Source organism: Bradyrhizobium tropiciagri (assembly GCF_018130505.1).
In the GTDB taxonomy this organism is placed as follows: domain Bacteria; phylum Pseudomonadota; class Alphaproteobacteria; order Rhizobiales; family Xanthobacteraceae; genus Bradyrhizobium; species Bradyrhizobium tropiciagri_B.
This window is the reverse complement of sequence record NZ_JAFCKH010000009.1, coordinates 322,248-341,855: the sequence shown is the minus strand read 5'-3', so window position 1 is coordinate 341,855 and position 19,608 is coordinate 322,248. Positions and strand designations below refer to the sequence as shown.

The following is a 19,608-nucleotide window of genomic DNA, read 5'->3' as shown; positions in this document are numbered from 1 at the left end:
GCGACGTTGCTGCACTCGAATCAGCGCTTCTCATGCCCAGGCAACCTGCCGCCATTCGCCGCCGCTCGAAGCATAGCCCACGAGACAAGGCCAGTCGCCAGCGGATTGTGCCATGCAGCTGCGCGGCAGCATCGGCTAATGCGCATCGAAGGGAATTCCAAATACCGGAATGGCTTCGTCGAAGCCCTTGATTTGTCGATTCCCCATGTCGTTCAGGGAGCGCGCGCCCCTGACGTTCGCGGCGATCACGGCATCGACGAGGATTTCCCGGTCTGCGGCAGAAGCGCACAGGCGGGCGGCGAGATTCACGGCGCTGCCGATCGCCGTATAGTCGAGCCGGTCCTCATAGCCGATCCGGCCCACGATCGCCGATCCCTCGGCGAGCCCGACGCCGAAGCCGACTTGGTAGCCGCGCGATCGCCAGCCGACAATCAGCCCCTGCACCCGCTTCTGCATCTCGATCGCAAGGTCGACGGCCCGCAGCGCCGGCTGCTCGACCGGAACGGGCGCGTTGACCAGCACCATCAGCCCGTCGCCGGAGAAGCTGATCAGCGTCGCCTCGAACTGCGCGATCACCCGGCCGAGCACGTCGTAATAGTCCGACAGCACGCCCATGACTTCCTCGGGGGTGACGCCCGCGGAAAACGCGGTGAAGCCGCGCAGGTCGCAGAACACGACGACGACGTCGGTGCGGCGGCCGTCCAGCACGCTGTCGTCGCCGGCCCTATCGACGAGATCGGCGACCTGCGGCGCGAGGAATCGCTTCAGCTTGGCGATGCGCTCCTGATGCTGCTGCGCCAGCGCCAATTCGCCGGCCATCCGGTTGAAACTGTCGGCGAGCCGCTGAAACTCGTCGCCGGTCTGGATCGAGATGCGGTGCTCGAAGGATCCGGCGCCGATCCGCTCGGTGCCTTCTTCGAGCAGCTTGATCGGCTCCGTCATCCGGTGCGCCAGGCCATAGGCCAGCAGCCCGGCGAAGATGGTGCCGACCGCGAGCAGCACCGCCGTCCGCCACAGCGACGCGTAGATCGGCGCGTAGGCTTCGGAGAGCGGCTGCTCCACCACCACGGTCCAGTCCGGCCCGGCCACCGCAGCCGCGCTGGCGGCGACCATCCGCCCACGGCCATCCTGGCTGGTCGCAAAGCCGACGCCCGGACCAATCGCTTCACGCAGGCTGCGAAACGGCTGGGAGGTCGAGGCCTCGGCACCGCGCAGCACCAGGCTGATGTCGGGATGCGCGATCAGCCGGCCCGGCTCGTCCAGCACGAAGGCGATGCCGGTCTGTCCGACCTTGATCGCCGATATCACATCCCAGATCAGCTTCAGATTGACCTCGGCGATGACGGCGCCGGCCGCCTGCCGGTTGCCCACCACGGCAACCGTCAGATAGGGCTCGGAGCCTCTGTTGTAGCTGACGTCGCTGAACCAGATGCGGTTGGCGCGGGCGCCGACCAGCGCCGGATCGGTCGAGCGATCGGTGCGGCTTTCGATGCGGTTCAGGCCGACCCGCGAGACGTAAAGCCGCTCGTGTCCCTTGTTGTCGATCAGCGTCAGGCTGGCGATCGCCGGTGCCTGCCGCAACAGGCGCTGCGCATCGGTGCGCCGCTGCTCGTCCGGCTCGTCGGTCCAGGGCTGCTGCACCAGCCAGCCGAGCTGGGTGGTGATGTCGAAGATGAAGTTATGGATCTCGGCGGCCGCCGAAGACGCCTGAACGCCGAGCAGCTGATCCAGCTGCGCGCGCTGATCGCGATAGCCGAACCAGGCCTCGATCCCGCCATTGACTGCAAGCGGGATCGCGACGGCCATGAAGAGCGCGAGGAAATACTTCGGAAAGAGGCCGCGAAACCGATCTCGGACAATCATGCCCTGGTACCTGAAAATGCGACGAGTATAGCAATATGCGAAAGAAATTGCGCTGTGCGTTGCCGCCTGGCGCTCGCTCGGGCTCCGAGCCGCTTTTTAAGCTGTAATGAGGCTGCCGGCCGAGCCCGCCGATGGACGCAGCCGCGGCCGCGTCGCCCGCCCTTGGGCGGTATAAAATTCCGGCATAGCTGCGCGACACAGATGCGAAGAGAACATGGTGCGCTCGCACGCTATGCCCTGAGGGGTGAGGCCGCGCCGTTGCGCTGGCCCGAGCCGAGGCCAAGATGGACCAGATTGCCGTACATCAGGACAGCGCGACCAGCACCGACTGGCCGGTCGCGATCTACCGCACGCTGAAGGATTTCGGCGTGGCGCAGCTGTCCTACGTCCCCGATGCGGGGCACTCCAAGCTGATCAAGCTGTCGCACGCCGATCGCGCGATCAAGACCACCGTGCTGACCACCGAGGAGGAAGGCGTGGCGCTGTCCGCCGGCGCCTGGCTCGGCGGCGACCGCGCGGTGCTGCTGATGCAATCCAGCGGCGTCGGCAATTGCGTCAACATGCTGTCGCTGATGGCGAGCTGCCGCTTCCCGCTGCTGACGCTGGTGACGATGCGCGGCGAATGGGCCGAGTTCAATCCCTGGCAGATCCCGATGGGCAAGGCGACGCCGCAGGCCTTCGAGATCATGGGCGTTACCGTGCTGCGGCTGGACAACCCTGACGATGCCGAAGAGGTGATCTCGGCCGCGGCTTCGCTTGCCTATGACGGCGACCAGCAGGTCGCGGTCTTGATTTCGCAGCGGATGATCGGCCGCAAGAAGTGGACGAAGGAGACTCACTGATGTCAGCGACTTTGGGAACGCTCGACCGCCGCGCCGCCGTGAAGGCGCTGCTCGCCGACCGCGGCGACCTGCTGGTGATCTCCGGGCTCGGCTCCTCGTCCTACGACGTGTTCGACGCCGGCGAGCATCCCGGCAATTTCTATCTCTGGGGCGCGATGGGTGGCGCGGCGATGATGGGGCTCGGGCTTGCGCTGGCGCAGCCGAAGCGCCCGGTGCTCGTGATCACCGGCGACGGCGAGCAGCTGATGGGAATCGGCAGCCTCCTGACCATCGCAACCAAGCAGCCCGGCAATCTCTCGATCGCGGTGCTCGACAACGGCCATTTCGGCGAGACCGGGATGCAACTCAGCCATTCCGGGCTCGGTGCGAAGCTGGAAGTGATCGCGAGCGGCGCGGGCATCCGTTCGGTCTCTGATATCGCAGACATGGCCGGCATCGAAGCCTTCCGCACCAGCCTGCGCGACGTCGGCAGCGGCCCGCGGCTGGCGCGGATCAGGATTGCCGCCGGCGAGGTCGAGCGCGCGCTACCACCGCGCGACGGCGCGTATCTGAAGAACCGCTTCCGCGCTCATCTTGGCTTCGCGGTGAGTTGATGCAAAGCCGCGCTCAGGCGAGCTGGATGTCCCAGAGCCCCTCGGCGCGGCAGGCGGCGACCTCGTCGCGCAGCAGCTTTGCGATCAGCGAGATCGCGCTGGAGCCGGGATGCTCGACCGGCGAGGCCAGCGCCAGCTCGCGCCGCGGCGCCGGCCGCGCCAGCGGCGCGGTCTCGAGCCGGCCATCGGCGACCTCGGCGCGGACCGAGGACGGCGGCAGCAGCGTGTATCCGAGCCCCTCCTCGACCAGGCTGGTCAGCACGCGGAACGAATCCGCCTCGAGCTTGACGTCGATATCGAGCTTGCGCTTCGCCGCGGCGTGCTCGATCAGCGCACGGAGCCCGTGCGAATGACTTGGCAGCACCAGGCGCTGGCGCAGCAGCCAGCCGATATCGACCTGCTTCTTCTGCTTCAGCCCGCTGCCGCGCGGGCCGACCGCAACGATGCTGTCGCGGCCGAGGCTCTGCACCGCCAGATGCAGATCGACCGACGGCCCGTAGATCACGGCAAGATCCATCTCGCCTCGATGCAGCCATTCGATCAAATGGCCGCTGTAGCTCTCGACGATGCAGAGCGAGATGCCGGGGTAGCGCTCCACGGTACGCCGTGCCAGCCGCGCCGACAGCACGCAGCTCACGGTCGGGATCAATCCCAGTACCACCCGGCCCGAGGGCGCGCCGCCGGCGGACTGGATGTCGTCGCGGATCTGGTCGATCTGCCGCACGATACCGCTGGTGCGCGCCAGCAGCAGCCGGCCAGCATCGGTCAGCACCATGCCGCGGCCGTTTCGCGTGAACAATTCGGTGCGCAGCTCGTGTTCCAGCAGCTTGATCTGGCGGCTCAGCGCCGGCTGCGCGACCCGCAGCGTATCGGACGCCTTGCTCAGACTCCCGAGTTCCGCGACGCACGCAAAGGTCCTAAGCTGGCGGAAATCCATACTTGCCAATCCTGGAAGGCAGGTTCATACGCTATAACAAAACAGCATAGGGAGTTTACCGGGGCCCCACAATGGCGGGCGCGTTGTCCGCAACCTCGCGACAAGAAGAACCCATGACCGCACACGACATTCAGCAAGACGACCATTCCGACATCCGCGACGCCGTCGCCAAGCTCTGCGCGCAGTTTCCCGGCGAATACTGGCGCAAGCTCGACCGCCAGATGGCGTATCCGAAGGAATTCGTCGATGCGCTGACGGAGGCCGGCTACCTCTCGGTTCTGATCCCCGAGGAATATGGCGGCGCGGGCCTGAAGCTGTCGGCGGCGGCGGCGATCCTGGAAGAGATCCAGCGCGCCGGCTGCAACGGCGGCGGCTGTCACGCCCAGATGTACACGATGGGCACCGTGCTGCGGCACGGCAATGACGCACAGAAGGCGAAGTATCTGCCGAAGGTCGCAACTGGCGAATTGCGGCTGCAGGCGTTCGGCGTCACCGAGCCCACCAGCGGCACCGACACCTCGTCGCTGAAGACTTTTGCGCGCCGCGAGGGCGATCATTACGTCGTCAACGGCCAGAAGATCTGGACCAGCCGCGCTGAATATTCCGACCTGATGATCCTCCTGGCGCGCACCACGCCGAAGGAGGGCGCCAAGAAGCGCACCGACGGCCTGTCGGTGTTCATCGTCGACATGCGCGAGGTGAAGGGCAAGGGTCTGGAGATCCGCCCTATCAGAACCATGATGAACCACGCCACCACCGAAGTGTTCTTCACCGACATGAAGGTGCCGGCGGAGAATCTGATCGGCGAGGAAGGCAAGGGCTTCCGCTACATCCTGTCCGGCATGAACGCCGAGCGGATCTTGATCGCCGCCGAATGCGTCGGCGATGCCAAGTGGTTCATCCAGAAGGCGACCAACTACGCCAAGGAGCGCAGCGTGTTCGGCCGGCCGATCGGCCAAAACCAAGGCATCCAGTTCCCGATCGCCAAGGCCTATGCGTCGATGCGCGCGGCCGAACTGATGGTGAAGGAAGCCACCCGCAAATACGAAGCCGGGCAGGACTGCGGCGCCGAGGCCAACATGGCCAAGATGCTGGCGGCGGACGCTTCCTGGGAAGCGGCCAATGCCTGCGTGCAGACCCATGGCGGTTTCGGCTTCGCCGAGGAGTACGACGTCGAGCGCAAGTTCCGCGAGACCCGGCTCTATCAGGTGGCGCCGATCTCGACCAACCTGATCCTCTCCTTCGTCGCCGAGCACGTGCTCGGCATGCCCCGCTCCTACTGAGTTCGCATCATGCTGCCGCTTGAAGGATTGACCGTCATCGCCGTCGAACAGGCGGTTGCCGCGCCGTTCTGCTCGTCACGCCTGGCGGACGCCGGCGCCCATGTCATCAAGATCGAGCGGCCCGAGGGCGATTTCGCCCGCGGCTACGACGCCGCGGCGAAGGGCCAGAGCAGCTATTTCGTCTGGCTCAACCGCGGCAAGGATTCCGCGGTGGTCGATCTCGCCACCAAGGAAGGCCGCGCGCAGCTCGAACAGCTGATCGCCGGCGCCGACGTGCTGCTGCAGAACCTCAAGCCCGGCTCGATGGACAAGCTCGGCTTCGCGCGCGAGCGGCTGCGCAAGGACTATCCGAAGCTGATCATGTGCACCATCACCGGCTATGGCGACAGCGGCCCCTATGCCGACCGCAAAGCCTATGACCTCTTGATCCAGGCCGAGAGCGGCCTCGCCTCGATCACCGGCGGCCCCGAGGGCGCCTCGCGGGTCGGCATGTCGATCGTCGATGTCGCGACCGGCGCCACCGCACACGCCTCGATCCTCGAAGCACTGATCGGCCGCGGCCGCACCGGACAGGGTGCCGACATACGGATTTCGATGTTCGACGTGATGGCCGACTGGCTCACCGTGCCGCTGCTCAATGCCGAGGACGGCAAGGCGCCCAAACGCATCGGCCTCGCCCATCCCTCGATCGCGCCCTATGGCGTGTTCCGCTCGAAGGACGGCAAGGAGATCCTGATCTCGATCCAGAGCGAGCGCGAGTGGAAGACGTTGTGCGCCAAGGTGCTCGATCAGCCCGGCCTGCCCGACGATCCGCGTTTTGCCAACATGGTCGAACGCGTGCGCAACCGCGCGCTGACCGACCAGATCGTTGGCGACGCCTTCGGCAGGCTGACGCGCGAGGACCTGTTGGCAAAGCTTGCCGCAGCCGACATCGCCTTCGCCGAGGTCAACAGCATGGATGACCTCGCGAAGCATCCGCATCTGCGCCGCATCGAGGTCGACACGCCGAACGGCAAGGTGAGCTATCCGGCGCCGGCCGCGATCGTCGTCGGCGAGGACAGGCATTACGGCAAGGTGCCCGCGATCGGCGAGCGCACCAAACGCTCTTAAGACATCTCCCGACCGGAGCAGAAAACGCATGACCGACAAACTCGACCTCGATCATCTCCGCCAGTGGATCGGACGCAGCATGGAGGCGACCGACGTCGTCACCGCGCATCTGGTGATGGGCCTGCGCGCGACGCTATTCCAGGAGATCGGCGAGCCGAAGAAGGGTGATGCCGCGCCATGGACCACGCATTGGTGCCTGGGCCAGCCGGTGTTCCCGATGGCGCAGCTCGGCCCGGACGGCCACCCGACCCGCGGCGGCTTCCTGCCGCCGGTGCCGCTGCCGCGCCGGATGTGGGCCGGCGGCGAGCTGGAATTTTTCGACAGCCTGCGCGTCGGTGACGAGCCGAAGCGGACCGCGACGATCGCTGATGTCACGGTGAAATCGGGCTCGACCGGCACGCTCTGCTTCGTCTCGGTCAATCACGAGGTGACGACGTCGCGCGGCCTCGCGATCCGCGAGCGGCAGGACATCGTCTATCGCGAGATGACCAGCACCCCGTCTGCCGCGCCGGCGAAGGCGCCGCCGCCTCCCCCGGTTGCGCAGCATCGCGAGACCCATGTGTCCGATCCGGTGCTGCTGTTCCGCTACTCGGCGCTGACCTTCAACGGCCACCGCATCCATTACGATCGCGACTACGTCACCAAGGTCGAGGGCTATCCGGGCCTGATCTTCCACGGCCCGCTGCAGGCCGCCTTCATCGTCGAGCTCGCGGCGAAGCTGCGCGGCGGCAAGCCGCCGAAGAAGTTCTCCTATCGCGGCGTGCAGCCGTTGTTCGAGGGCAGCGAGTTCTCGGTCAATGCCAGCGAGAAGGACGGCGCCATGGAGCTGTGGACCGCCAACGCCGAGGGCCAGCCGACCATGAAGGGCACGGCGAGCTGGTAACATCTGAATCGCACGAAAGCCGATTGCGCTCTTCGATCGCAAGCGGCTTTCGTTGCGGCTCGGCATCCCCTAGTGTGCGGCGATCATCCGCCAGGTCGCAAAATCATGAGTCGTTTCTGGAGTCCGGTCGTCCACAATCTGTCGCCCTACGTGCCCGGCGAGCAGCCGAAGATCGACGGCCTCATCAAGCTCAATACCAACGAGAACCCCTATCCGCCCTCGCCGCGCGCGCTGGCGGCGATCGCCGCCGCGACCGATCGGCTGCGGCTCTATCCCGATCCGCGTGCGACCACCCTGCGCGAGACCGTCGCGGCCCGCTACGGCGTCGCGGCGGACGAGGTGTTCGTCGGCAACGGCTCGGATGAGGTGCTGGCCCACACCTTCCCCGCGCTGCTGAAGCACGACGCGCCGCTGCTGTTCCCCGACATCACCTACAGCTTCTATCCGGTGTATTGCCGGCTCTTCGGCACCAGCTACGAGGAGGTGCCGCTCGACGCCGCTATGCGCGTGCAACTCGCCGACTACCGGCGGCCCGGCAGCGCCATCCTGCTGTGCAACCCGAACGCGCCGACCGGCATCGCGCTGCCGCGCGCGGCGATCGCCGCGCTGCTCGCCGAGCAGCCCGATCGCCTGGTGGTGGTCGACGAGGCCTATGTCGATTTCGGCGCCGAGAGCGCCGTGCCGCTGGTCGCGCGCCACGACAATCTGCTGGTGATCCAGACCCTCTCCAAGTCGCGCGCGCTGGCCGGTCTGCGCGTCGGCTTCGCGATCGGCCAGCGTCCGCTGATCGAAGCGCTGGAGCGGGTGAAGGACAGTTTCAACTCCTATCCGCTGGATTGCTTCGCGCTCGCCGGCGCCGCCGCGGCGATCGAGGACGATGCGTGGTTCGCCGAGACGCGGGCCCGCATCATCGCGAGCCGCGACGCGATGGTCCGCAGCCTCACCGGGCTCGGCTTCGAGGTACTGCCGTCGCTCGCGAACTTCGTCTTCGCGCGCCACCCTGGCCATCGCGGCGCCGATCTCGCGGCCCGGCTACGCGAGCGCGGCGTGCTGGTCCGGCATTTCAGCAAACCGCGGATCCAGGATTTCCTGCGTATCACGGTCGGCACCGACGATGAATGCGGCCGCCTGATTGCACTGCTGCGTGAAATGGTCTGATCGGCATTCGCGTGTTGCCGTGGTATGGTCGCGGTACCACCGGATTACGGGACAGGAGCCGTCATGCGTTTTGCGATTGGCGACACGACAGTCGACGTCATTGTCGATGATGACAATTTTACCAGCCCGCTGCCCGAGTTCTTTCCCGGATACGATCCGCAGGTGATCGAGGCGCATCGCGACGTCCTCGAGCCGGTCTTTGTCGACCGTGGCCTCGCCAGATTCGCGATCCAGAGCTTTGTGCTGCGGACCGGCGGGCGAACACTGCTGATCGACTGCTGCATCGGCGAGCACAAGGACATTCCGGAAATCCCGGCCTGGCATCAGCGCCGCACCAGCAGCTTCCTCGAGCAGCTTCGGCGTGCCGACGTCGACCCGGCCGAGATCGACCTGGTGTTCTGTACCCACCTGCATGTCGACCATGTCGGCTGGAATACGCGGCAGGACAACGGCCGCTGGACGCCGACCTTTCCCAACGCGCGTTATCTGTTCGGCCGCCGCGAGCTTGCCGACTGGATGGCGCAGCACGATGCCGGCAAGGCGCTGCCGATCCATGCCCGCGCGCTGGAGCAGAGCGTGATCCCGATCGTCGAGGCCGGCCGTGCCGATCTGGTCGATGACGGCTACGAGCCCGGCCGGGGTCTGCGGCTGGTCCCGCTGCCGGGCCACACCGGCGGCCAGATGGGGCTCGTCGTCGAGCAGGCGCGGCACCGCGCGATCTTCTGCGGGGATGCGATCCACAATCCGCTGCAGATCTTCCAGCACGGCCTGTCGACGTCGAGCTGCGTCGACCCGAAACTGGCTGCCGAAACCCGGACCAAGATTCTCGCAGAAGCCGCGGACAGCGGCCGCCTCGTGGTGCCGGCGCATTTCCGCGGCCCGCGTTGCGCGCATATCCACGCCCACAGCGGCGGCTACGCGCCGGTGTTCGACACCAACGCATAGCGTCTTCGGGGGCCGGCTTATTCGGGCAACGGCTTGCCGGCCTGCTCGCGGACGATGTACTCCGCGTACCAGTCCGGCCAGTTCGCATCGGGGCCACCGGTCCGCTTCTCATGCTCGCCATGAGCGGCGGCGGCCCGGCGCAATGCGGCGGCAAGGTCCGCCGGTGAGGCGAAACTCGTGCTGGCGCCACTGACGCGTCCCGGCAGCCGCTGCGTCACCTGCTGCAGCAGCCAGACATTGCCGTCGGGATCGTTGAAGGTGGCGAGCGAGCCGTAGCTCGGCCGCTGCGGGTCCGGCCCCTTGATGCGGCCTTCCGCCCCGCGGTGAAACACCTCGCTCACCTCGACGCCGCGCGCGAGCAGGTCGGCGCGCGCCGCCTCGATGTCGTTGACGATCAGGAAGCGCGGTAGCGCGGCGCCCTTGTCGAGATGGATCGAGGCCGGCGAACCCGGCGGCGTGAGCTGAAGCGCGCGGGACCCGTCCGGCCGGACGAAATCGGCATCGAGCCGCCAGCCCAGATTCTCATAAAACCGCTTGGCGCGGTCGACGTCGGACACCGGGATCACGACGACCTCGAGCTTCATATCGACCGTGGCCGGTTTGAAAGCCTGGTTATCGGTACTCATGGCTCGCTCCTCTAACTGTTACCAGCCCGCCAAAGACGCCCGTTGCGTCGGGATCGACCATAGCACATATTACTATGAAAATCATAGCAACAAGCCGCAACAAAGCTCGATGAAGAAAACGTGATGGCAAAGCTCAAAGCCGCCCCCTCCCCCCAGACGCTCTGTCCGGTGGCACGTGCGGAAACCGTGGTGGGTGACCGCTGGACGGTGCTGGTGCTGCGCGAACTGTTCGCGCGCAACCACCGCTTCGAGGAGATCCAAGCCTATACCGGCGGAACGCCGCAAATGATCGCGGCGCGGCTGAAGACGCTGGAGGTGGACGGGCTGGTGACACGGCGCGTCTACAGCAAGCGGCCGCTGCGCCACGAGTACCACCTGACTAACAAGGGCGAGGCGTTCTTCCCGGTGCTGTTCGCGCTGCGCGCCTTCGGCGAGACCTGGTGCAAGTCGCCCAGGGAAGGCCTTTCCATGAACTACACGCATCTGACCTGCGGCAAGCCCGCCGGGCTCGGCCCGGTCTGCCAGTCCTGCGGTGAACCGCTGCACCGCGCCGACATGGTTGCCGAGCGAACGCCCAAATACCAGCGGGAACGCGACGCGCGGTGGGAGGCCTTCAAGGCCAGCCGCTGAATTGAAACGCGCCGCCGGCGCAACACCAGGAGAGCACCATGCCATTCGTTCGTATCGACCTGAAGCGCGGCAAGTCCGCCGAGTACCGCAAGACGCTGGGCGAGATCGTCTACAAGGCGATGCGCGATTTGATCAATGTGCCGCAGGATGACAAATTCCAGGTCATCACCGAGCATGATCGCGGCGACCTGAACTATGCCGAAAGCTATCTCGGCAACACCTACAGCGACGATATCGTCTTCATCCAGATCACGCTGAACGCCGGGCGCACCGTCGAGATGAAGAAGGCGTTCTACAAGCGGATCGTCGAGGACTTCCAGAGCCAGTTGCAGGGACGACCTGATGACATCGTGATCAACCTCGTCGAGGTGGCCAAGGAAAACTGGTCGTTCGGCCACGGCATCGCACAATACGCGAGCTGAGCGCGCAGGGCTGCCAGCGCTTGCGATCGATCGCGGCAGCACGCATAGTGCTGCCGCGTACACGAACAACAAGAACCAGCAGGGAGGCAACCCATGAGGACGATCGCGGCCGCGCTATGCACATTGGCGCTGCTCACATCCGGCGCGCAGGCGCAATCCATCAAGGACTTCATGGCTGTTGTCATGAAGAAATGGACCACGCCGTTCGAGCCGTTCGATCTGATCGGAAACATCTATTATGTCGGCACCGACGGCATCGCCGTCTACATCATCAAGACGTCGGACGGATTGATCCTGATGGATACCGCGATGCCGCAATCGACCGGCATGATCAAGGACAGCATCGCCAAGCTCGGCCTCAAGGAGGCCGACATCAAGATCATCCTCAACACCCACGCCCATCTCGATCACACCGGCGGCTTTGCCGAGATCAAGAGGGAGACCGGCGCGCAGCTGATCGCCGGCGAGCGCGACAAGGCGCTGCTCGAGGGCGGCTACTATCCGGGTGACGAGAAAAACGCCGATCTGTTCTTTCCGCCGGCCAAGGTCGACCGCACCGTCAAGGAAGGCGACAAGGTGACGCTCGGCGACGTCACGCTGACCGCGCACGCGACGCCCGGTCATTCACCCGGCTGCACCAGTTGGGAGATGACGGTGAAGGACGGCAACGAGAACCGCAGCGTGCTGTTCTTCTGCAGCGGAACGGTGGCGCTCAACAAACTGGTCGGCCATCCGACCCATCCCGGCATCGTCGACGACTACCGCGCGACCTTCGCCAAGGTCAAGGCGATGAAGGTCGACGTGCTGCTTGGGCCGCACCCGGAAGTCTACAACATGCAGGACAAGCGCGCGCAGATGAAGGACGGTGCGCCGAACCCGTTCGTCAAGCCGGGCGAGAACGCCACCTACGTGGCCGGACTGGAGCAAGATTTCGACAAGCAGCTCGCCAAGCAGACGGCCGCGCTGCAGAAGGCGAACTAGCCGGTTCCTTCCGGGTCCGGCGCGCTTGACATTGCGGAGCAATCCACCGACACGTGGATTGCTTTTCGCGTCTGCGTTCTGCGCAATGGCGGCAAAGCCAAGACACCAGTAATGGGGAGCCGCCCAATGTCGTCCCGCACGCCCGCCGCCGCGAAAGGCAAGACCGTCACCGTCAAGGACGCCACCTTCGGCCTGTTGCGCGCGTGGGGTATCAAGAAGGTCTTCGGCAATCCTGGCTCGACCGAGCTGCCGTTCCTGAGCGACTGGCCCGACGACATCGATTACGTGCTCGGCCTGCAGGAGGCCTCGGTAGTCGGCATGGCCGACGGCTATGCACTGTCGACGCGCAATGCCGGCTTCGTCAACCTGCATTCGGCGGCCGGCGTCGGCAATGCGCTCGGCAACATCTACAACGCCTATCGCAACCAGACCCCGCTGGTGATCACCGCGGGGCAGCAGGCGCGCTCGATCATGCCGCTGCAGGCGTTCCTCTACGCCGAGCGCGCATCGGAATTTCCGCGGCCCTACGTGAAGTTCGCGGTCGAGCCGGCGCGCGCAGAGGACGTACCGGCCGCGATCGCGCGCGCATATTACGTCGCGATGCAGCCGCCGTGCGGGCCGACCTTCGTCTCGGTGCCGATCGACGACTGGGCGCGCGCGACGCAGCCGGTCGAGGCGCGCCAGGTCAGCCGCGAGGTCGGCGCGGATCCGGCGGCGCTCAAAGCGCTGGCTGCGGCGCTCGGTGAGGCGAGGCGCCCTGCCCTCGTGATCGGCCCCGCGGTCGATCGCGCCGAGGCGGTCGATCTCATGGTGAAGGTCGCGGAGCGCACCAAGGCCGCGGTCTGGGCCAGCCCGTTCTCGGCGCGCTGCTCGTTCCCCGAGCGCCATCCGCAATTCGCCGGCTTCCTGCACGCCTCGCCCGGCCAGCTGTCCGACGCGCTGCGCGATCATGATCTCGTCGTCGTGATCGGCGCGCCGGTGTTCACCTTCCATGTCGAGGGCCACGCCGCGATCTTCGACGGCGCGACGGCGATCTACCAGATCACCGACGATGCCGACGCCGCCGCGATGACGCCGGCCGGCCACAGCATCATCGCCACGATGAAGCCGGCGCTGTCGGCGCTGCTCGAAATGCTGCCCGAGACGAGGCGCAGCGCGCCCGCCGGCCGCGTGCTACCGCCGGCGCCGGCGGCCGGCGATCCGATCCCCGCCGAATATGCGCTGCATGCGCTCGCCGCCGCGATGGGCCCACAGGATGCGCTGGTCGAGGAAATTCCCTCGCACCGTCCGCTGATGCAGAAAGCGATGCCGATGCGCGGCCAGGACAGTTTCTACACCATGGCGAGCGGCGGCCTCGGCTACAGCCTGCCGGCCGCGGTCGGCATGGCGCTCGGCCGCCGCGAGGGCCGCATCGTCTGCCTGATCGGCGATGGCTCGGCGATGTATTCGATCCAGGCGCTATGGACCGCGGCGCAGCGCAAGCTGCCGCTGACCGTCGTCGTGATGAACAATTCCGGCTACGGCGCGATGCGCTCGTTCAGCCAGGTGATGCAGGTGCGTAACGTGCCGGGCCTCGAGCTGCCGAACATCGATTTCGTCAAGCTCGCAGAGGGCATGGGGTGCGACGCGGTGCGGGTGACGAAATCGTCCGAGCTCGCCGGCGCCTACCAGCGCGCTTTGTCGCATCAAGGCACCAGCCTGATCGAGGTGATGGTGGATTCCGCGGTGCCGCTGCTCTACGCGCAGAAGAGCTGACGACAATCCGTAGGATGGGTGGAGCGAAGCGATACCCATCGCCAGGAAGATGATGGGTATCGCTTCGCTCCACCCATCCTACAAAGTCAATCACTCCCAAACCCGTCATCCTGAGGTGCGAGCCCAGCAGCGCAAGTGCGCTGCAAGGCTCGCACCTCAGGATGACGGGATGACGGTGCGCTCTCCGGCGATGTCGCGCGCTCGATCATTTTTCGCAATTTGTCGGCCGCGTCACACTCTTGTTGCCCGCCGTGATGTCAAATCCGCTGCGATTTGACCTTCCCGTTGGGAGAGTGCCATGCCCCCTAGCACGACCGTCGCAGCCAAGGCCGCAGCCCCCGCCGCCGCGCCTCCCGCCAGCCGCGCTCATACGCCCGAGCGTTCCGAATACGACGCGCTCTCGATGCTCGATCTGCTCGACGCCCGCGAGCAGTATCACGTGCACCTGATGCGCCATCCCAAGGTGGTGGCGACCGCGATCGGCTATTACCGGATCCGCAAGGACGACGTGGCGCCCGACGGACCGCGCAACCTTGGCAATTCCGAGGTGCGGTCCTATTCCTGGCCGGCAGTGCTGGTGTTCGTCGACGACTGGATCGCAGCCACCGAGTTCGGCGCCGGCCGCCGCTACAACGCCGACGACATCGTGCCGAAGACGCTGTATCTGCCCGATGGGCGGCGCGTTCCGGTCTGCGTCATCGAGGCGCCGAAGGATCCGGTGAGCCCGCCGGCGCCTGCCGTAAAGCGGCATCCGCTGAACAATATCGGCAGCGGCCATCCGGTGTTCGTCGACGTGCAGAGCCGCAATCATTTCGCGACGGTCGCCTGCCTCGTGACCGACGGCCACAAGGCCTACGCCTTGACCAACCGTCACGTCACCGGCGAGCCGGGCGAAGTGCTGTCGTCGCAGCTCGGCGGCCGCTCGCAGCCGATCGGCACCTCGTCACGCGGCCAGGCGACGCGCGTGCCGTTCACCGACGTCTATCCGAGCTGGCCGGGCAAGTCGGTCTACGTCAACATGGACGCCGGCCTGATCGACATCAAGGATGTCAACGCCTGGACGGCGAAGCTGCAGGACGGCTCGGTGATGGGCCCGATGGTCGACCTGTCCTCGGCCAATTTCCCGATGGCGCTGCTCGGCCGTTACGTCCGCGGCTATGGCGCCGCGTCGAACCAGTGGATCAGCGGCGAGATCCAGGCGCTGTTCTATCGCTACAAGTCGAAGGGCGGCTTCGAATACATCTCCGACTTCTTCATCGGGCCGCGCACCCCGACCAAAGAACTGCCGACGCCGCCCGCGTTCGCCACGGTGCCCGGCGACTCCGGAACGCTGTGGCTGCTGGAGCCGAATGATGCCGCCGGCCGCATCGACAGTGCCGGCGCGAGCGACCGGCTGCGCCCGCTGGCGCTGCAATGGGGCGCCAACCGGCTCTACTCGGCCCTGAGCCAGCAGCCGCATTGCTACGCGCTAGCGACCTGTCTCAGCACGATCTGCGACCGCCTCGATGTCGACGTCGTCAGGGACTGGAATCTCGATCAGCCCGACACCTGGGGCGCGGTCGGGCATTTTGCCATCGCAAGCCGCGTCAGCGGCGCGCTGTCGGACGCCGCGCCGAAGCTGAAAGAGTTGATGGACAACAACGCCGCCATCATCAGCCACGATGACGGCACCATCCTCAAGAGCGACTTCAAGAAGATGGGCGATCTGGATTTCATCCCGATGGCCGACGTGCCGGATTTCTTCTGGAAGCACGGCAACCAGGGACACACGCGGCACTTCGAGGGCCCGAACCATTTTGCCGACATGGACCAGAAGCGCGACGAGGACGGCGTCGACCTGCTGACGCTGTGCAAGGACCCGAAGAACATCGATCCCAAGGTGTGGAACGAATTCTACACCAGCGTCGAGGACCTGCTCGACCAGAAGCCGATCACGATGGAGCATCGCGGCCTGCTGCCGTTCCGGGTCTGGCAGATCTTCGACAAGATGGTCGAGTTCGTGCGCAACGACGAGATGGCCAATTTCGTCTGCGCCGCGGGCGTCCTGACCCACTACATCGGCGACTCCTGCCAGCCGCTGCACATCTCCTATCTGCACGACGGTGACCCGAAGCAGGCGACCAACCACACCGTCCATCACCGCGACGGCACCACCGACGTCACGCGCGTCCCGCTCGGCCAGGGCCTGCACAGCGCCTATGAGGACGGCATGGTCAACGCCCACCGCAAGGACATCCTGACCGGCCTCGACAAGACGCCGCTCGTGGAGCAGGCCGAGCTGTTCGACACCGGCTTCGCAGCTGCCAAGGCAACGATCGACCTGATGCGCAAGACCTTCGAGGCGTTGCCGCCGGCCGACATGCTGCGCGACTACCTGGCCGCGATCAAGAACCACAAGGACACGAAGGCGATGTTCTGGGAGAAGTACGGCGCGGGCACGATCACGGCGATGCAGGACGGCACGCATCTGCTCGCCGTGCTGTGGGAGAGTGCCTGGGTCGCCGCCGGCGGCGAGAGCAAGGAGCGCGACACCACCGCGCTCAAGCCGCAGCAAGCGATGGACATCTGTGCCGACCGCGATTTCCTGCCCTCGCGCAGCATCGCCGATGTCGGCGAGCTCTTGAGCGACAAGCCGGCGAAACCGAAGAAGAGCAAGAAGAAGTAGCGCGACTATCTGCGTCGCATGGATGTGAGGGAGGCACCAGCGGTCGGGTTCCCTCCCCTTGCGGCGGAGGGAACCTGACTGGCGTGCTCACTTCACGGGCGCGAGCTCGTTCTCCGACACCGGCGCGAACGGCTCCGGCACCTCGCAGCCCGTCGCGCAGCAGCGGCCGGGCTGCTTTGACACCCGGCGCCCCTCGTCGACGAGGCCGCGGCCGAGCAGGTTCTCGACCAGTTCGGCCTTCTCCATCACGGGATAATTGCGCCAGATTTCGCGCTTCATCGCTTCCGGCGAGCCGCCGCCGTGCAGCGAGATCACGGAGTACCAGCCGGCTTCGTGCGAGACGGTGAGGTCCTCGATCAGCCGCGCCACCTCGGCGCGCTGCTCCGCCGGAATGTCGGGACGTCCGCCCATCACCGCGGCGAGCGAGGCGCGCGTCTCCGGATTGTGGTCCTCGTCCGGGCCCGGCAGCGCGACGATCAGCCCGCCGGAGACGTAATGCGCGACGCGGTGCATGTCGTAGATCTTGGTCGCCAGCAGCAGCTTGCCGATGTTGGAGAACACCGCGTCCGGCATCACCGAGCCCGCGGGATCCCTGGTGCAATAGACCGAGGATGCGACGCCGCAGGCATAGAAGCTCTCGGTGATGGTGATGAGTTCGACCATCGCCTCGCGGATATGCGCGTGCCGTTCGGCATCGAGCCCGTTGGCCTCGATCATCAGCGCGCCGGCGCCGATCAACAGATCGCCGAAGCCGGCCCGCGCGCCGATGCAGGAATGCCGGTGGTGCGTGGCGTAGGAGGTGGTGAGGAAACCGCCCTCCTCGGTTTCGCCCGCGAGGAAGACGCGGTCATGCGGCACGAACACGTCGTCGAAGATCACGACACCGACCGACTGGCCGTATTTCGCCGAGAATTTCGCCGCTGCATCGCCGGGCCGGCCCGCCGGCCGCGCGACGATGGTGACGCCGGGCGCGTCGACCGGAACGGCGCAGCACACCGCAAAGTCCTTGTCCGCCGGCACGTGGGTGCGGCAGGGCATCACGAGGAATTCGTGCATGTAGGGCGCGCCGGTCACGATCGCCTTGGTGCCGCGGATCACGATGCCGTCCGCGCGGCGCTCCCTGATATGGACGTAGACGTCGGGATTGGCCTGCAGGCCCGGCCGCTTGGAGCGGTCGCCCTTGGCATCGGTCATCGCGACGCCGAGCGTCAGGTCGTTGTCCTGCACCTCGTGCAGATAATTGAGGAAGCGCTCGCTGTAGTCGGTGCCGTGGCGATCGTCGGTCAGCTTCGTCGCCTGGTAGAGCCCGTTCAGCGCATCATGGGTGAGATAGCGCTGGGCGCAGCCGGAGGTCCTGCACACCAGCCGCACCGCCTCGAGCTTGTAGAGCAGGTCCTGCGAACTCTCGTTGATGTGGAGCATGCGGTTGACGGTCTTGCCCGAGGTGCCCTGCCGCGCCGTCATGATCGGCACGTGCTCGGCGCGATGGGCGAAATCGTAGGTGACGCCGACCCCGGCGACACCAGGGGCCAGCAACGGCTCGTCCGCGACGCTCGCCACGGCCTCGCCATTGACGAACACCCGCGGCTTGTAGCGGCGCAGGGATTCCCGGTAGTCGGCGGCCGTCATCAGCATGGTGCTTCTCCCTTGCTCATTTATTCTAACATTGTTAAATTATCTAACGGTGTTAGAATTGAGTCAAGGACGGAATCGGCGGATGCAGATGCGCGAGAGCAGGAAGGAAGCTGTCAGCCGCCACAAGCGGGAGCTGATCCTGGATGCGGCGCGCAGCGTGTTCGCCGAAGAGGGCCTCGAGGGCGCCAGCCTGCGCGCGATCGCGAACCGCGCCGGCTACACCCCGGCGGCGCTCTACTTCCACTTCGATTCCAAGGAGGCGATCTATGCCGAGGTGCTGCGGCAATCGCTGGCCTCGCTCGGCGAGACGGTGAGCGCAGCCGTCGCAACGACGCGCAGCGCCAGGCAGAAACTGCAATCCGCCGGCATGGCGTTCTTCCGCTATTATGCCGACAACCCGCGCGACCTCGACCTCGGCTTCTATCTGTTCCGCGGCGGCATGAAGCCGGCCGGGCTCGGCCACGATCGCGACCGCGAGCTGAACGCGGCGCTGGAGGCCGCGCTGCATCCGATCGCCGAAGCCGCCGAAGCGCTCGGCGCATCCAGGCAGAAGGCCAACACGGTGATGGTGGATTGCTTTGCCCATGCGACCGGGCTGTTGCTGTTACTGCACACCGGCCGCATCAGGATGTTCGGCGCCTCCGCGCCCGATCTGATGGACGCCTATCTGCGCGAGCGGATCGCGCAACTCGGAAAGGAGTGAAGCCATGCTGACGATCGATCCGAGACGATCGCTGCTCCTGATCGTCGACTTCCAGTCCCGCCTGATGCCGGCGATCCACGACGGCGCCGCGGCCGTGAGGAACGCACAGCGGTTGCTCGACATGGCCGCGCTCATGGAGATCAGGACGGTCTTCACCGAGCAGAATGCCAAGGGCCTCGGCGCGACCATCGCAGAACTTTCGATCGGCAATGCCCGGCTGGTCCACAAGATGACCTTCGATGCGGTCCGCGAGCCCGAATTCCTCGGCGCCATCCCGGCCGACCGGGACATCGTGGTCGCCGGCTGCGAAGCCCATGTCTGCGTGCAGCAGACCGTGCTCGGCCTGCTCGACGCCGGCCGCAAGGTCTACGTCGTGCGCGACGCCCTCGGCTCGCGCCGGCCCGAGGACAAGGAGACGGCCGTCCGCCGCATGGAGCGGCACGGCGCGGAGATCGTGACCACCGAGATGGTGGTGTTCGAATGGCTGGAAACCGCCGAGCACCGGCACTTCCGCGCGGCGATCGCGCTGGTCAAGTGAGAGGCATTGGGAAGCACGCCTCTTCGCGTCATTGCGAGC

The 19,608-nt window shown here is 66.2% G+C and carries 18 protein-coding genes; 14 read left to right on the top strand and 4 right to left on the bottom strand.

Features of this window, described 5'->3' with window-relative positions:
* Positions 1–135: 135 nt before the first annotated feature.
* The gene (locus tag JQ633_RS24065) at positions 136–1,863 is read right to left on the bottom strand and encodes a cache domain-containing protein (protein ID WP_211987542.1); all 1,728 of its coding nucleotides are present in this window, start codon (positions 1,861–1,863) and stop codon (positions 136–138) included.
* A gap of 284 nt (positions 1,864–2,147) precedes the next feature.
* Between JQ633_RS24065 and JQ633_RS24060 the strand changes: the two genes are divergently transcribed.
* On the top strand, positions 2,148–2,705 hold the full coding sequence (locus JQ633_RS24060; protein WP_211987541.1) for a thiamine pyrophosphate-binding protein: 558 nt from the start codon (positions 2,148–2,150) through the stop codon (positions 2,703–2,705).
* Entirely contained in the window at positions 2,705–3,298 is a 594-nt protein-coding gene (locus JQ633_RS24055; protein ID WP_211987540.1) for a thiamine pyrophosphate-dependent enzyme, read from the top strand. The genes JQ633_RS24060 and JQ633_RS24055 overlap by 1 nt, the downstream gene beginning before the upstream one ends.
* Before the next feature lie 13 nt (positions 3,299–3,311).
* Here JQ633_RS24055 and JQ633_RS24050 read toward each other — a convergent pair whose 3' ends face one another.
* Complete coding sequence (locus JQ633_RS24050; protein WP_211987539.1) at positions 3,312–4,235, bottom strand: LysR substrate-binding domain-containing protein; 924 nt, start codon at positions 4,233–4,235, stop codon at positions 3,312–3,314.
* Positions 4,236–4,348: 113 nt separating this feature from the next.
* Here JQ633_RS24050 and JQ633_RS24045 point away from each other — a divergent pair, with 113 nt between their 5' ends.
* From JQ633_RS24045 to JQ633_RS24025, 5 genes are all read left to right on the top strand, one after another.
* Complete coding sequence (locus JQ633_RS24045) at positions 4,349–5,518, top strand: acyl-CoA dehydrogenase family protein (protein WP_211987538.1); 1,170 nt, start codon at positions 4,349–4,351, stop codon at positions 5,516–5,518.
* A 9-nt stretch (positions 5,519–5,527) separates the two neighbouring features.
* Complete coding sequence (locus JQ633_RS24040; protein ID WP_211987537.1) at positions 5,528–6,628, top strand: CaiB/BaiF CoA transferase family protein; 1,101 nt, start codon at positions 5,528–5,530, stop codon at positions 6,626–6,628.
* Positions 6,629–6,656: 28 nt separating this feature from the next.
* Complete coding sequence (locus JQ633_RS24035) at positions 6,657–7,511, top strand: FAS1-like dehydratase domain-containing protein (protein ID WP_211987536.1); 855 nt, start codon at positions 6,657–6,659, stop codon at positions 7,509–7,511.
* Between the two features lie 105 nt (positions 7,512–7,616).
* Positions 7,617–8,669 carry a histidinol-phosphate transaminase gene (gene hisC / locus JQ633_RS24030; protein WP_211987535.1) on the top strand — a complete coding sequence of 351 codons (1,053 nt, stop codon included), beginning with the start codon at positions 7,617–7,619 and terminating at the stop codon, positions 8,667–8,669.
* A gap of 63 nt (positions 8,670–8,732) precedes the next feature.
* On the top strand, positions 8,733–9,614 hold the full coding sequence (locus JQ633_RS24025) for an MBL fold metallo-hydrolase (protein WP_211987534.1): 882 nt from the start codon (positions 8,733–8,735) through the stop codon (positions 9,612–9,614).
* A 17-nt stretch (positions 9,615–9,631) separates the two neighbouring features.
* On the opposite strand, the gene JQ633_RS24020 is transcribed toward JQ633_RS24025, so the two are convergent.
* Positions 9,632–10,240 (bottom strand): VOC family protein, encoded by a 609-nt coding sequence (locus tag JQ633_RS24020; RefSeq protein WP_211987533.1) that lies wholly within the window; start codon positions 10,238–10,240, stop codon positions 9,632–9,634.
* Between the two features lie 123 nt (positions 10,241–10,363).
* Here JQ633_RS24020 and JQ633_RS24015 point away from each other — a divergent pair, with 123 nt between their 5' ends.
* The 5 genes from JQ633_RS24015 to JQ633_RS23995 all read left to right on the top strand — a co-directional run bounded on the left by JQ633_RS24015 (position 10,364) and on the right by JQ633_RS23995 (position 16,693).
* Positions 10,364–10,870 carry a winged helix-turn-helix transcriptional regulator gene (locus tag JQ633_RS24015; RefSeq protein ID WP_211987532.1) on the top strand — a complete coding sequence of 169 codons (507 nt, stop codon included), beginning with the start codon at positions 10,364–10,366 and terminating at the stop codon, positions 10,868–10,870.
* A gap of 38 nt (positions 10,871–10,908) precedes the next feature.
* Positions 10,909–11,292, top strand: coding sequence for a tautomerase family protein (locus JQ633_RS24010; RefSeq protein WP_211987531.1), 384 nt, complete (start codon positions 10,909–10,911; stop codon positions 11,290–11,292).
* 93 nt (positions 11,293–11,385) lie between these two features.
* Positions 11,386–12,273, top strand: coding sequence for a BJP family subclass B3 metallo-beta-lactamase (gene blaBJP / locus JQ633_RS24005; protein WP_211987530.1), 888 nt, complete (start codon positions 11,386–11,388; stop codon positions 12,271–12,273).
* Between the two features lie 126 nt (positions 12,274–12,399).
* Entirely contained in the window at positions 12,400–14,028 is a 1,629-nt protein-coding gene (gene mdlC / locus JQ633_RS24000; RefSeq protein ID WP_211987529.1) for a benzoylformate decarboxylase, read from the top strand.
* A gap of 298 nt (positions 14,029–14,326) precedes the next feature.
* Positions 14,327–16,693, top strand: coding sequence for a hypothetical protein (locus JQ633_RS23995; protein ID WP_249159587.1), 2,367 nt, complete (start codon positions 14,327–14,329; stop codon positions 16,691–16,693).
* A gap of 87 nt (positions 16,694–16,780) precedes the next feature.
* Here JQ633_RS23995 and JQ633_RS23990 read toward each other — a convergent pair whose 3' ends face one another.
* On the bottom strand, positions 16,781–18,328 hold the full coding sequence (locus JQ633_RS23990) for a 4-hydroxyphenylacetate 3-hydroxylase family protein (protein ID WP_211987528.1): 1,548 nt from the start codon (positions 18,326–18,328) through the stop codon (positions 16,781–16,783).
* An 88-nt stretch (positions 18,329–18,416) separates the two neighbouring features.
* Between JQ633_RS23990 and JQ633_RS23985 the strand changes: the two genes are divergently transcribed.
* On the top strand, positions 18,417–19,031 hold the full coding sequence (locus JQ633_RS23985) for a TetR/AcrR family transcriptional regulator (RefSeq protein WP_249159586.1): 615 nt from the start codon (positions 18,417–18,419) through the stop codon (positions 19,029–19,031).
* 4 nt (positions 19,032–19,035) lie between these two features.
* Positions 19,036–19,569 carry an isochorismatase family protein gene (locus tag JQ633_RS23980; RefSeq protein WP_211987526.1) on the top strand — a complete coding sequence of 178 codons (534 nt, stop codon included), beginning with the start codon at positions 19,036–19,038 and terminating at the stop codon, positions 19,567–19,569.
* The last annotated feature ends 39 nt before the right edge of the window (positions 19,570–19,608 follow it).